Origin of the sequence: Synechococcus sp. BDU 130192, assembly GCF_963876085.1 — a bacterium.
Lineage (GTDB): Bacteria > Cyanobacteriota > Cyanobacteriia > Cyanobacteriales > MRBY01 > MRBY01.
In genome coordinates this window covers 15,078-28,686 of sequence record NZ_CAWNNO010000012.1, presented here as the reverse complement: position 1 = coordinate 28,686, position 13,609 = coordinate 15,078, and the positions used below count along the sequence as shown (strand labels likewise).

The window sequence follows — 13,609 nt, the reverse complement described above, 5'->3', positions numbered from 1 at the left end:
AATAAAATAATTCAATTATTTTGACTGATTTTCACTACAGATACTATCTCATCAAGGAAACTCGTTCATGAGAATTCGAATTAGAGAACAAAACCTGGAACAAGATGATTTAATTAGGTTACTTGTCCAATACCAATTATTGCCCCAATTAGCTAGAGAAATCATTCTTGATCAAGAAATTACTAGCTTAGAGGAAATAGAATATAACCCCGAAGATATCCAGATTGCAATCCAACAGTTTGTAAACAAATTACAACTAAAGTCAGAAAGTCAATTACAAATTTGGTTGCAGAATAATGGTCTACAGCCAGAACAGTTATCGGCGATCGCAACTCGCCCCCTAAAAATTGAAAAACTTAAACAAGTTAGGTGGGGAAATAATATAGAAACTTATTTTATGGAGCGAAAAGATCAGTTAGATCGAATGATTTATTCATTAATTCGCACCCAGGATGCTGGGATTGCCCAAGAACTGTACTTTCGAATTCTGGATGATGCGACAGCATTTGCTCCCCTTGCCGGACAATATTCCCAGGGAGCAGAGGCGCAAACAGGGGGATTGGTTGGTCCCGTGGAAATGAGTACGCCCCACCCCCAAATTACCGCAGTTTTGAAAAATGCCCAGCCTGGAGCGTTAAAAGCACCGATGAAGATTGGTGAGTGGTATGTGGTGCTGCGCCTAGAAGAGTTTCTGCCGGCTCAATTAGATGAATTGATGCGGCAACGACTCATAAATGAACAATTTGAAAAATGGTTAAAGGAATCCGTTAAAAATCAACTGACCATTCAATATTTAGAATAGCAATACATTAATTTAAATGTCTTTTTTCTTGTTCTAAAACTTAATTATTTTGCCCTATTTTGTCTCGCATGAAACTGCCTTATCTAGAATTTTTAAGTCAAACCTCACCTTTTAATCAGTTATCGTCGGAATTGCTGACACAGCTAAATGGAAAATTAACTCCGTTTCGCTATCGTATGGGACAACCGATTTTACAGCGGGGTAAATTGTTGCATCAGGTGTCGATTGTTTATCAGGGTCAAGTACGTTTACTGGGATATGATCCACGCAATCAAGCACCGATGACCCTGGGTTTGTTGCAGAAAGGGGGCGTAATTGGGTGGGTGAATGCGGCGCGGGGGGTTGCCTGTGAAACGGCGATCGCCTCCACGGAAGTGATTTGTTTGACTTTGACAAGCCAGGAATTTTTAGCGTTGCTTAATCAATCGCCGGAACTCCATCAAGCATTGAGCGAACACTGCTCGATGGTAGAAGCTTTTGATTTGCTCAGTGATTATTATGCGCGACAGGCCAAGGTCAATGGCAACCTCAAAGAGATTATCCATGGGGCATCGGCCCAAGCGGAAGTGTATCAGTTAGCAGCGGGCTCCTATGATCCGACCAGTCCGGAGGTGAGCTCTCTAGAATTAGGCAAGATATGGTTCTTTAGTGGTGGTGGGACTTTGCTCGGTTATGGGCCCGGCGATCGCCTCCAGTTAGAAAAGCTGCAAACCATTGAAGTGAAAGGGATTCAGCCCGCCCGTTTGGTGGGATTTCCCGAATCGGCATGGACACATTTACTCGAAGATTTACAGCCAGAGCCGGAACCGCCGCCGCCAGTGGAATTGTTGCCCGATCCCTTTGACAATGGACAAGAGCCAGAGGAAGAGATCCCCTACGCCCCCGTGGAGATTGTGGGCTTGGCACCGGAGACTCCGGACGAAACAAACCCCAAAACCTATCCATTCATCAAAGCAAAAACAGAACAAGAAGGGGCGATCGCCTGCTTTCAAATGTTGGCGCAATACTACAAAATGCGCTTTAAGGGCGACATTATCCGCCGCGTTGTGGACGAACAATTCAAACGCTATGATGTTTTGTCGTTGCCCAACTGTGGGGCGATCGCCGAGCTGATGGGACTCAATGCCCAACTGGTGAAAATCCCCACCAAAACCGTTACCCGTCTCACTGTGCCCCTGATGGTGAAATGGCGCGACAGTTTAGCCGTGGTCTATGAAGTGGGCGATCGCCAAATTACCGTGGCAATGCCCAATATGGGCTTAGTCAAACGCAACCCCCAAGACTTTATAGAAGGATGGGGCGATGAAAATGGTTTAGTCGAAGTTGTATTACTGCAAAAAGGCAAATATACCCCCGAAGAACGATTTGGTCTTAGTTGGTTTATTCCCGCCATTAAAAAATATAAATGGATTTTAATTGAAGTTTTAGTGGCTTCTTTTTTAGTACAACTTTTTGCCCTAGCGAACCCCCTGATTATTCAGCAAATTATTGATAAAGTCATCGTTCAACAAAGTGGTGATACCCTGCAAGTATATGGCGCATTGTTATTGATTTTAGCTGTCTTTGAAGCAGTTTTAAGTAGTTTAAGAACTTATCTTTTTGTCGATACCACCAACCGTATTGATATGAGTTTAGGTTCCGAAATTATCGATCATCTGTTCCGTTTACCGCTGCAATACTTTGAAAAACGACCTGTCGGGGAAATTTCCACTAGAGTTGGGGAATTAGAGCAAATTAGACAATTTTTAACAGGCACAGCCTTAACAGTTGTTCTCGATGCCATTTTTTCCGTGGTCTATATTGTCGTGATGTTTTACTACCACGGCAAATTAGCGGCGGTTGCCCTCAGCGTGATCCCTATTTTTATTGTGGCGACCTTGATTTTCTCCCCGATCATTCGGCGGCAACTGCGGGAAAAAGCCGAGAAAAATGCCCGGAGTCAATCCTATTTAGTGGAGGTAATGACTGGGGTGCAGACGGTAAAAGCTCAAAACATCGAACTGCGATCGCGCTGGAAATGGCAAGAAAAATACGCCCGTTATGTGTCAGCAGGTTTTAACACGGTGATTACTTCAACGGCATCCAGTTCCGTGAGTAATTTTTTGAATAAATTGTCGGGGTTGTTGGTGCTGTGGTATGGGACATCGCTGGTATTAGAAGGGCCGGATGTGTTGACCCTCGGACAATTGATCGCCTTTCGGATCATTGCCGGATATGTGACTTCGCCGATTTTACGACTCACCCAACTTTGGCAGAATTTCCAAGAAACCTCCATCTCCCTCGAACGGTTAGCCGATATTGTCGATCATCCCCAAGAGGGCGAGGAAGACCGCGAGAATATTCCGATGCCGCTGATTAAAGGGGCAGTGACCTATGAAAATGTCAGTTTCCGCTTTAAAAAGCATGGGGCGTTAAACCTGAATAATGTGAATTTGTATTTTCCGGCGGGAACCTTTGTGGCGGTGGTGGGGCAGAGTGGTGCGGGAAAAAGTACCTTAACAAAATTGCTTTCGCGACTGTATGAACCGGAAGCGGGGCGAATTTTAATCGATGGCTACGATGTGAATAAGGTGGAGTTGTATTCGTTGCGGCGGCAGGTGGGGGTTGTGCCCCAAGAAACGCTGTTGTTTGAGGGAACCATTCAGGAAAATATTGCCCTGACAAATCCGGAGGCGGAACCAGCGGAAATTGAATACGCGGCACAGGTGGCAGCCGCCCACAATTTCATTATGGAAGCTCTGCCCAATGGCTATAACACGCAGGTGGGGGAACGGGGGGCGGCACTCTCTGGGGGACAAAAACAACGGATTGCGATCGCCCGCTCGGTGTTACAGCGTCCCCAAATTTTGGTGTTAGACGAAGCCACCAGCGCCCTCGATTATTTAACGGAGCGGGAGGTGTGCAATAACCTCAAGGCAGCATTTCACGATACGACGGTATTTTTTATCACTCACCGCCTCGACACGATTAAGGATGCCGATGTGATTGTGTTGATGCACGAGGGCTGTGTGGCGGAACAGGGAACCCATGACGAGTTAATGGCAATGCGGGGGCGATATTACAGTCTTTATCAGCAACAGTCCCGCAGTGAGGCTTAATTTGACTAATTTCTCTGATTTATTTCGATTCTCTACTATTGACCTTTTGCAAAGGCGATCGCTAAACCCATGACCCAAACTACTTCTAACTCCAATTTTTCTGAAGATGCTATCCGCAAAGCAACCGAGCAACCTGACTTCGATCAGCCTGTGGTGTTGCGCCAATCTCCAACCCTCTCCCGCACTATTATCTGGGTGATCCTTGGGGTCACTGTTTCCACTGTCGCTTGGGCGGCGATCGCTAAAATTGAGCAGGTTGTCACTGCAACCGGTCAGCTGCAGCCCCAAAAAACCGTTCAGGAGATTCAAGCGCCCATCAATGGTGTTGTTAAAGAAGTTTTTGTAGAAGATGGTGATCAGGTCGAAGCAGGCGAATTGTTATTAACCTTTGATTCTGACGCCGCCGCCGCTAGTCAAAAATCTCTCTCAGCGATCAAGCAATCTTTACTCCAAGAAAATCAACTTTACCGTGCCATCCTCAGTAATACTGCCAATATCCAGGCTTTACAACAGCAGCTCATCCGTATAGATCTACCACCAGAGGTGAGGGCTTTGGCACTCAATCGTCTTAGTTTAATCAGTGAAACCCAAGTACTCCGGGCCCAGATTGGTGAAAATAACAGTCCTCTCAGTGCTAGCCAAGCGGCCCGGGTATCGGCGGCCCAACGGGAGACCCAATCACGTGTGATGGCATCCCAACTCGAATTAGAGCAATTACAGCAACGGTTAGCCCAAACGAGATCACAACTGGCTAATGCTCGAACACAACTCACCATCGATCAACAGATGCTTGCGGATATTCGTGATCGCAACCAGCAGACCTTAACCCAAGCAAAAGAAAGCCTAGACATTGAAACTAAAATTTTAAATCGCGTGCAGAACCCTGAACTGGCCGGAGCTATCCCAGCTCTACAAATTGAGCGCCAAAGACAGCAGGTCGGCGATCGGCAAGCCCAACTGATTGAACAGCGTTCTAGTGGTGAAATTGAGCGTAAACAACAACAGCAGCAAATCGATAATCGCCGTGCCGAAATCGATCAACTCCTCAGGGAAGAACAACGGCTACAACTCGATATTCGTCAAGCCAATGCAGAGCTCACTAATGCCGAATCGTCTGTTGAGCGCTCCCAACGGGAGCAAGTGGATGGGGCTCAACAACGCCTAGCCGCCATTGACAGTGAACTCAACAAAATGATTGTTGAAAACAGCAAGCGTCTATCAGAAGTTGAGAGTCAACTGGCCCAAGTCAACGAAACCCTCAAATATCAAGGGGTGACAGCTCCCATTGCAGGAACTGTCTTTGATCTCCAAGCTAGTCCTCGTTTTGTTCCCCGTGCTGGTCAGGCTGAGCCACTGCTCAAAATTGTCCCCGATGATGCTCTGGTGGCTGAAGTATTTGTCACAAACCGTGATATCGGCTTTGTCCTGGAGCGTTTCCAAGCAAAACAAAAAACTACCCGGCCAGTTAGTGCTGATATTCGAATTGATTCATTTCCGTTCAGCAAATTTGGTGACATTGAAGGGGAGGTCATCAGTGTTGGTTCCGATGCCTTACCGCCTGATGAGATTTATCCTTACTACCGTTTCCCCGTGGGTATCTCTTTAGAGGAGCAAAGCCTGGATGGGCTGCCCTTACAATCCGGCATGTCTGTGAGCGTCAATATCAAAATTCAAGAAAAGCGCTCGGTATTGAGTTTGTTGACAAATCTATTTAACAAGCGCGTTGATGATTTCAAACGGCTACGGTAACTGAGCTAAAAAAACTTTAGTTACAATTGTCTTTATTTTTAAGTCTACCTAGGGTCGCACCATGGAACGGAAAAAATCAATCATACGCTAAGGATTATGTAAATATCTGAAAGCTTTGTTACATAGGAAATCCAGTGATTGACTATAAGCTCATGAAAAGAAAAAAATCGTATGTTAAGAGTTAAGAACTCGCAACCCATTATCTCTGAGTACACTTTTAGGTGAAACATAGCGATAGAGAGTTGTTCGAGCGATACTCAACTCCTGACATAAAGCCGCAACGATCGTATCTCGCTGTGCCATAGCCGCTTGAGCCAAACGTACCTGAGCCTTGGAGAATTCAAACTTGCGTCCGCCTTTGCGCCCTCGAGCGCGAGCTGCCGCCAAATCCGCAATGGTACCTTCTCGAATCAAATCCCGCTCAAACTCAGCCAACGATGCAAAGATGCCAAAGACCAATTTTCCCGCAGGAGTTGTCGTACTAATAGTCGCCATAAACCCGCCTTCATGGCCCAAACAAAGCCAATGGCCGAAACGCACCTTATCGGTAAAATGAGTCGATTCCAAGCAAAAGCCACGGGCCTTAAGAGCCCCAAACAGGGTTTCAATTCCCCAGCGACGACGGTAATCTGTTAAAGCATTTTGAGGGTCATGGGTGGTGATGATAATCAGAAACTCATCCTCATTTTTGCGAGCTCTTCGTTTCGAGTCGAGACGAGTGCCCATGACATAGACTTGACGACTCCACCCCCACCGTTTTCCTGGCAGCATTCTTGTCTCACCTGTTTCACTCCTTATCTTTTCTATCTGACGTATGCGCAGACGAAAGGGGAATTGGTTTATCCAGCATCAGATACGACAGCCAGGGTTTGCCAATAAACTCCCGGTCTCTCGTGAGATAGGCAATCTCAATATCGAGAAATAGGGTTTCAAAGCGTTCAAGCAAATCCATACTGTTACTGTTTCCCTTCCTTTTCTCCAACATTTTTCACATCAGCGGATAGCCAATACCTTCATGGATAAAACAAAATATCAAGATATTGAAATCCGTTGCCCCAAAGGATTAGTTAGTGCGGTCGATGCTTAAAACTCAAGATTGCGGGATAGCTGCACTGTTCATCACCATCCTGGCGATCTGGTTCATGTTGACGTCAAAGGACCGAAAGAATCCCTGCATGCGTTTGTAGTTAAATTCTTCTGCTGCATTGCCTCCCAAAACGGTGGCAAGTTCAGCGAGATTGACGGTTTTGGCCCGGAACAGTGCCACCAGGAAGAGAGCGATAAATGACAGTCTGGCTCCATGGCATCCGAGATGAGGTCGCAATTGGCGGCGAATTTCGCTAATCTGATTCATGAGGGGTTGATTGATTTGTGCTTATTTCGATCAAACCCTCTCTCTTTCTATTCTTTTCAAGCTTTTTGTCCCGTACTGAGATATCGATATTTATAATCGGTAGTTTATCTAATAATCAACAGGGTGACAATTGTGGGAAAAAAGGCAAATAAAATCACATCTTGGATCTTTAGTCTAGGTTTGGGATTAATTCCCATGATGACTTTGGGCACGTCATCACAGGACGCTGAAAAGATTTATTTTATCTACAGCCCACTGATGGAATCTTTAAAGATTGACTCCCTGAAAAGTTTTGCTGCAACGGGGAATGTTCCCCTCGACCTAAAATTTTACTTGGATATTGTGGGGGCAGATGCAGAAGAACGTCAATTACTGCAAACGGCTCTCACCCGAAAAATTGAAATTGATCCGGTGCTATTGGCTCGCAGTTTAAAAACCGACGAAGGGGAAAGGTTATTAGAATCTTTTGGTCAAGTGGTCAATATTCGTGGAGGACGTAATGGCAAGTACGCACTGCGGGGGGCAATTATTAAATCTGCCTTTGAGGAAAATGGCCTGACGTTATTAAATGTTCTGGATAATTTGGGGGTTGATGTTCAGGTTGATTTAGAACAATTATTTGGTTTTGCGGAAAATGTCTCCACGATTTTAGCGGGAACAGAACGATTTATTGAGGAAGTTGAACAATTGGCTAAGCAGGAGGCAAAATTCGCGGCTGTGGCTGATTATGGGCAACGCCCTGATTTGAGAAAGATAGGAATGTTCGCTGTGGAGATGAAGACGTGGCAGTTGGCTGATCAAAAACGCGATCGCCAATTTTATGCCCAGATCTATCGTCCTCAAAAACCTTTGGGGGAGAAAGTGCCTGTTATTTTGATTTCCCATGGGTTAGCCTCTGCCCCCGAAAAGCATCGTAATTTGGCGCAACACTTGGCCAGTTATGGGTTTGTGGTGGTGGTACCGCAACATCCGGGGAGCGATTTGGCCTATCTGGAGGAATTTGCGGTGGGTTACCAGCGCCAGGTGTCTGATTTGCAGGAATTTGTGAATCGCCCCCTCGATATTAGTTTTACGTTGGACGAGTTGGAACGGCGCAATGACACTGAGTTTGGGGGACGGTTGGATTTAGAAAATGTGGGTATCTATGGTCACTCCTACGGCGGTTATACAGCTTTAGCGGTAGCTGGAGCCTTTCCGACGCCAAATTTTGAGCAGTTAAATGAGGATTGTGCGGCGGAGTGGGGCATTTTTAATAATGCGTTGTTGTTGCAATGTCGGGCGTTGCAGCTTTCTCCGGAGAATTATAATTTTCGGGATCAACGGATCCAGGCGGTGATTGCGGCAAATCCGGTTAATGCCAGTATTTTTGGGGAAGCGGCGTTAAGTCAAATCGAGATTCCCATTGCGGTGGTGGCAGGGAGTTATGATCCGGCGACGCCCTTTATTTTTGAGCAGGTGCGTTCGTTTCCGTGGATTCGCAGTGAGCAAAAATATTTGATCCTGGAGGAGGGTCAGGCCCATGTGGATATTTCTCGGCTTGATCTGGGGATTACGGGTTTGCTGGATCGCATTCCCCGTTTGAATTTACCGAGCCCCCAACTGTTGAATGATTATAGTGAGGCGATCGCCCTCGCTTTTTTTCAGGTTTACACGGCAGAGGATGACCAGTACCGTGCTTATTTAGATCCGGCCTATGGGCAGTACCTCAGCCAAAATGAAGAATTTAAAACGTTCATGATTACCCAAGATTCGTTGCCGGAGTTAGAAGCGGCGATCGCCGAATTCAAACAAGAAAATCAGATCGATATTAATTAGGCTTCAATAATCACCACAGGTAAAGGGCTTTTTTCTAAAATGGCCTGGGATACCGAACCGATCAGCAAGTTATTGGGCGGGTGATGGTTGCGTTTACCCATAATAATTTCGCTCACTTGATGGGTATGGGCAATATCCATAATCGTTGCGGGGACTGGCCCAGGGGTTGCGATAAACTGATAGCGGATGTCTGCAAGGTTACGGCGGGTCTGTTGTCGCAGCCGTTGCAATTCAGCCGGGTTATCGGTGCGAATCACGTGGAGAACAATCACCTCCGCATCGCTACGACGGGCCAATTCAGCGGTTTTGATTAAAATTTGCTGGGCCAGGGGCGATGTGTCTACGGCAGCCAGGAGGATAGTGCGGCGATTTACAGAAACTTTAGTCGGGTCAATGTCGCCCCGTTCGAGGAGTTTGGGGGCAAAGGTGGGAATTGCCCAGGCACCGAGGGGAGCCGTCACCAAAATAGAGAGGGCCGATAAAGCGAGGATAATTTCACCACCAGCAACACCTTGGCTCAGGGGAATCGCCCCAATGGCCGCTTGCACCGTCGCTTTGGCAGAGTTACCAGGCAGCAAAAAAAGTCGCTCTCGCCCAGTCCAGTTACTCCCCAGGGTTGAGAGATACCAGCCGAGCGATCGCCCCCCCAAAGTACCGACTCCCAACACCAAGAGACCCAGCCAGAACGTATTACCGAGGACATCTAATTGGATACTGGCCCCTAGCAAAACAAAGAGAATAATCTGGGCGATCGCCCACAGACTATCAAAACTTCCCCGCAGGCGACGGGCCAAAGGTGCATCCAACTCAATTAAGAAAAAACCCGTCCCCATCACCGCCAGATAACCAGAGAAAATCGGTAAATATTCCGCCCCAATGACCAACAGTAGCGCCACACCAGCGGCGATCAACCCATCTTGCACCGCATTATCTGTCCAATTTTGTCGCGCTAACAGGGAAACCAACAGGCGCGCCGTCACCCAACCGAGGACAACACCAAGGCTAATTTGAGTCACGATTTGCAGTGGCAGCAATTGCCAGGGACTCAAACTTAAACCCCCGATTAATGTCACCCCTGTCGCCGTGGTTTGGGTGAGAAAGGCCAGCAGCAGACTAAACACTAATAGCAACAGCACATCAGACAGGGCACTTCCCGTTAAAATTGCGTCGGGAATCCCTTTTTTGACGCCCCAACCGAGACTCTTTAGCCGCAGCATTCCTGGGACGATCACCGCCGGTGATTCGGCCCCCAGCACACATCCCAACAACAGCCCCGTCGCCCAATCAAATTGGAAAAGTTGCACCGCAATCAACATAATGGCGATCGCCTCACAGGTCGCAGGTAAAAAACCGAGGCGGAGGGCAACACTACCCTGTTGGGCTAATTTCTCCCGGTCGAGGCCCAGACCCGCTTTCATCAAGATCACCATCACCGCCATTGTCCGCAGATCAGCGGCGATCGCTAAAACTTCTGGGGCGATCGCATTCCCCACCTGGGGGCCGAGAATAATGCCAACAAGCACCATTCCTACCAGGGCCGGAATCCTGAGCCGTTGGGCGATTTGCCCCCCAAAAAAACCGAGCAAAAGAATCCAAATAATACTCTCTAACATGGGATCACGTTGTCGTTAGGGTGGTTAATCAACGTGACTTGTAGCGAAAAAAATTAGTGCAGCCTAGATCAAAACAGCCCTACTGCTTCACCACAAGTCGGAAGCGTAGGAGCCATTAGCCGAGGTGCAATTAAAAAAAATCCTAGGCGGTTTCGGTGAGCTCCATCACCATCGCTAAATTTATATCACAAAAACTGACTGATTGACCCTAAGGAAGTCTACTGCACCAAAATCCTCGAAAAACTTAGAGATTAATCTTATTGCAGTGGGTTACGGCACTGGTGAGATTAATTTTTAGGCGAACAAAATCCGCACCGTCCGTCCAGTCGTTTTTGTCTGTCCATTACTGTTTAACAAACTTAGAATTCCATTAACCAGACAGCGAGAGAGCCTACAATGTAAGTGGTAAGTAGCCCATTCTATACATACTGAACTCATTGGCTTGGCCCTGGGTATTGCCCCCCGCAAATTAAGCTTGGACAAACACCTAGTTTCTACCTGATTTGTCCTCGCCAAACTCACTGCATCCTCCTAAATTGCATGGCTCATATTGTTGTAATCGGTGCTGGTATTGGTGGTCTGCCAACGGCCTATGAACTGAGGCACCTGTTGACTACCGACCACACTGTTACCCTCATTGCTGATACACCCCACTTTACGTTTATTCCCTCTTTACCTTGGGTGGCCCTTGGTCTAAAAAGATTAGATCAGGTGCAATTACCCTTGCCAGCGTTGGCCCGTCGCCATGGTCTGCATTGGGTACAGGGGGCTGTGCAGCAGATTAATCCCCAGGAAAGGTATGTTTCGGTTGGGCCAGACGCAAAACGAATTGACTATGACTATGTGGTGATTGCGCCGGGCGCAGCTTTAAACCTCGATGCTTTACCGGGTCTCGGCCCAGAGACAGGCTTTACCCAGTCGGTTTGTAATCCCCACCATGCGCTGCTTGCCCACCAAGCTTGGGAAAAATTTATCCAGAATCCAGGCCCATTGGTCGTGGGGGCAGCACCGGGGGCGAGTTGTTTTGGCCCGGCCTATGAGTTTGCGTTGTTGGCAGATTGGCAACTGCGACGGTTGGGTTTGCGGGAGCAGGTACCGATCACATTGGTCACCCCAGAACCCTATTTGGGTCATTTGGGGATTGGGGGCATGGCCCACTCGCAGGAATTGGTCGAGCAGGTTCTCCAGCAACAGGATATTGCAACCCGTGCCAATGCTGAGATTACCGCCATTAAACCGGATATGATTTGTTTGGCGGATGGAGAACAGCTACCCTTTGCCTACAGTATGGTTTTGCCGTCGTTCCAGGGGCCTGCTTTTTTGCGTGACTGTCCGGCGATCGCCAATCCCCAGGGGTTTATTCCCGTCTTGCCCACCTATCAACATCCAGCGTTCGATTCCGTGTATGCGGCGGGGGTGATTGTTGAGCTAACGCCCCATGAAGCCACGCCGATTCCCACGGGTCTACCGAAAACGGGACAAATGACGGAGGCGATGGGGATGGCCGCCGCCCACAATATTGCCCGACAGCTTAACTCCAATCTGGGTGCTCCGGTCACGGCGACTCTCGCCGCAATTTGCATGAGTGATTTTGGCGATCGCGGCATTATCTTCATCGCCGATCCGGTACAGCGAGAGCCAGGCATGGTCAAACGTCGCCGCTGTGTCGCCCTTGAAGGACGGTGGGTGAGTTGGAGCAAAACCCTTTTTGAACTGTTTTTCCTGACGAAAATGCATTGGGGTCTAACGATACCTTGGTTTGAGAAACTGGGCTTAAAGGCATTGGGATTGCAGCTTGTGCGTCCCCTTCCTCCAGACTAAGTGCAGTGAAAATTTTGTCTTTTCAATGCTGAGAAAATCGAGATCTAGGATAATATTCCCAGGGGCTAAAATTTCCATTAATAGAGTCTTTAAAAAAGAAAAAGTTAGTGTTTTAAATTTAGTTTCAATAATGCAGTTAGTGGATTACATTTATTTAATAAATGTGTGTTTAAATTCGTACTTGATTGATTCAGTAGAATTATTTTGAGAAATAAAAAGAGCACAGTTTTAGTTGAGATGCAAAATTTAACTTTTTGAGCATCTTTTAACTGTGCTGAATTGCACGCAGGAAAGTTTTTAAAAACCGAAAGTCATTAGACCCACCAGGGTTTTTTGCCAGTACGTGGATCAAGTTCTACCCAAGGGGCAATGCGGACATAATCTTCCTCTAAATAGATGTGGGCAAGCCGTAGGGGAAGGGGTGCTGGGCCGCGAACCACACGACCTTCGGCATCATAGCGGGAACCATGGCAGGGACATTGAAACTGGTCGTCATTTTCATTCCACGGAAAGGTACAACCCAGGTGAGTGCAGTTATCGACAATACCCCAGGGATGAAGGGTACCGTCCTCTTGGATTGTGAGATAAGTGGGTTCCCCGGCTAACCCGGCGACTAGGGCTCTTGTGCCTGGTGCTTCGGCCAATAACTGGCTTGCTGGAATTAAATTGCCATTAATATCTTTGGCAAGAATTGATCCATCTGCTCCCACTTCTTTAGGGGGACTAAAAAATTTTGCGACGGGATAAAGGGCGGGGCCAATGGTACTGGCAACCACTGCACCTGTGAGAAAGTTTAATAATTGCCGCCGGGAAAGGGAAGGGCTATCGATGGGCAAACTATTTTCCATGAATAATGCTCCTTTCTTCAATAAAATTTGCTGAATTGCTAAACAAAATAGAGACTACTGACGGGTATTGATCTTGAATAAACCGTAGAGCATACAAGAACCCAACACTGCACTTATCGTCAGCACAGCGGCAACGGCCACCAAAGCAGTGCCGAGGACAGAGCCACTGTAGATAAACAAGCCCAAGTAAGCCAGGACGCTTGCGAATAAAAGGCGAATGAGGCGATCGCCAGTGCCAACATTGTTAAACATTTTGTTGATCTCCGACCGAAAGGTTGAGCAATAGAGCCGATGGAGCCAAATCTCTTGCGAACATATTGAGATTGTTTTTGGCTGACATCTGACTTATCTATCAATATAAAGCTAATTAGTTATGTAGTCAACATCTTTGGCTTGTTTTGGTTTGTCCACTTGCTCAAGCAGAATTCAGCGCAAAACGCCTTAAATCTTGTTCTGACCTGACTTGGGCAGCTAGCGATGTCGATCCAGCTTTAATTGAAAAAGATTTC

Annotated in this window: 9 protein-coding genes, 1 pseudogene and 1 riboswitch; of the genes and pseudogenes, 5 read left to right on the top strand and 5 right to left on the bottom strand. The window is 47.2% G+C overall.

Annotated features, from left to right (window positions below; translation table 11 throughout):
• The first annotated feature begins 67 nt into the window (after nt 1-67).
• The 3 genes from AACT35_RS05705 to AACT35_RS05695 all read left to right on the top strand — a co-directional run bounded on the left by AACT35_RS05705 (nt 68) and on the right by AACT35_RS05695 (nt 5,649).
• On the top strand, nt 68-802 hold the full coding sequence (locus tag AACT35_RS05705; RefSeq protein ID WP_099239027.1) for a peptidylprolyl isomerase: 735 nt from the start codon (nt 68-70) through the stop codon (nt 800-802).
• Between the two features lie 59 nt (nt 803-861).
• The gene (locus AACT35_RS05700; protein ID WP_445267904.1) at nt 862-3,900 is read left to right on the top strand and encodes a peptidase domain-containing ABC transporter; all 3,039 of its coding nucleotides are present in this window, start codon (nt 862-864) and stop codon (nt 3,898-3,900) included.
• 69 nt (nt 3,901-3,969) lie between these two features.
• Nucleotides 3,970-5,649 (top strand): HlyD family efflux transporter periplasmic adaptor subunit, encoded by a 1,680-nt coding sequence (locus AACT35_RS05695; RefSeq protein ID WP_254047998.1) that lies wholly within the window; start codon nt 3,970-3,972, stop codon nt 5,647-5,649.
• Nucleotides 5,650-5,823: 174 nt separating this feature from the next.
• On the opposite strand, the gene AACT35_RS05690 is transcribed toward AACT35_RS05695, so the two are convergent.
• Together AACT35_RS05690 and AACT35_RS05685 are read right to left on the bottom strand one after the other, a co-directional pair.
• On the bottom strand, nt 5,824-6,144 hold the full coding sequence (locus AACT35_RS05690; RefSeq protein ID WP_099239023.1) for a recombinase family protein: 321 nt from the start codon (nt 6,142-6,144) through the stop codon (nt 5,824-5,826).
• Nucleotides 6,138-7,003, bottom strand: a pseudogene (locus AACT35_RS05685) (IS4 family transposase); the annotation flags it as partial. The pseudogene AACT35_RS05685 and the gene AACT35_RS05690, both read right to left, overlap by 7 nt.
• Nucleotides 7,004-7,198: 195 nt before the next feature.
• On the opposite strand from AACT35_RS05685, the gene AACT35_RS05680 reads away from it, so the two are divergent.
• On the top strand, nt 7,199-8,818 hold the full coding sequence (locus tag AACT35_RS05680; RefSeq protein ID WP_099239021.1) for an alpha/beta hydrolase: 1,620 nt from the start codon (nt 7,199-7,201) through the stop codon (nt 8,816-8,818).
• Here AACT35_RS05680 and AACT35_RS05675 read toward each other — a convergent pair.
• Complete coding sequence (locus AACT35_RS05675) at nt 8,815-10,431, bottom strand: cation:proton antiporter (protein ID WP_099239019.1); 1,617 nt, start codon at nt 10,429-10,431, stop codon at nt 8,815-8,817. The genes AACT35_RS05680 and AACT35_RS05675 overlap by 4 nt on opposite strands.
• A 99-nt stretch (nt 10,432-10,530) precedes the next feature.
• A riboswitch (Fluoride riboswitch) is annotated at nt 10,531-10,610 on the bottom strand.
• Nucleotides 10,611-10,971: 361 nt separating this feature from the next.
• On the opposite strand from AACT35_RS05675, the gene AACT35_RS05670 reads away from it, so the two are divergent.
• Complete coding sequence (locus AACT35_RS05670) at nt 10,972-12,252, top strand: NAD(P)/FAD-dependent oxidoreductase (RefSeq protein WP_099239017.1); 1,281 nt, start codon at nt 10,972-10,974, stop codon at nt 12,250-12,252.
• Nucleotides 12,253-12,566: 314 nt separating this feature from the next.
• Here AACT35_RS05670 and petC read toward each other — a convergent pair whose 3' ends face one another.
• Both petC and AACT35_RS05660 read right to left on the bottom strand, forming a co-directional pair.
• A complete protein-coding gene (gene petC, locus AACT35_RS05665) occupies nt 12,567-13,100 on the bottom strand; it encodes a cytochrome b6-f complex iron-sulfur subunit (RefSeq protein WP_099239015.1) in 534 nt (177 codons plus the stop codon).
• 54 nt (nt 13,101-13,154) lie between these two features.
• Nucleotides 13,155-13,352, bottom strand: coding sequence for a YgaP family membrane protein (locus AACT35_RS05660; RefSeq protein WP_030008107.1), 198 nt, complete (start codon nt 13,350-13,352; stop codon nt 13,155-13,157).
• Between the last annotated feature and the right edge of the window lie 257 nt (nt 13,353-13,609).

Excerpts from the sequence above, each read along its gene's own strand:
- petC (WP_099239015.1), bottom strand. The coding sequence starts at position 13,100 with ATGGAAAATAGTTTGCCCATCGATAGCCCTTCCCTTTCCCGGCGGCAA.
- AACT35_RS05705 (WP_099239027.1), top strand. The coding sequence starts at position 68 with ATGAGAATTCGAATTAGAGAACAAAACCTGGAACAAGATGATTTAATT.
- AACT35_RS05675 (WP_099239019.1), bottom strand. The coding sequence starts at position 10,431 with ATGTTAGAGAGTATTATTTGGATTCTTTTGCTCGGTTTTTTTGGGGGG.
- AACT35_RS05690 (WP_099239023.1), bottom strand. The coding sequence starts at position 6,144 with ATGGCGACTATTAGTACGACAACTCCTGCGGGAAAATTGGTCTTTGGC.
- AACT35_RS05695 (WP_254047998.1), top strand. The coding sequence starts at position 3,970 with ATGACCCAAACTACTTCTAACTCCAATTTTTCTGAAGATGCTATCCGC.
- AACT35_RS05660 (WP_030008107.1), bottom strand. The coding sequence starts at position 13,352 with ATGTTTAACAATGTTGGCACTGGCGATCGCCTCATTCGCCTTTTATTC.
- AACT35_RS05680 (WP_099239021.1), top strand. The coding sequence starts at position 7,199 with ATGATGACTTTGGGCACGTCATCACAGGACGCTGAAAAGATTTATTTT.
- AACT35_RS05670 (WP_099239017.1), top strand. The coding sequence starts at position 10,972 with ATGGCTCATATTGTTGTAATCGGTGCTGGTATTGGTGGTCTGCCAACG.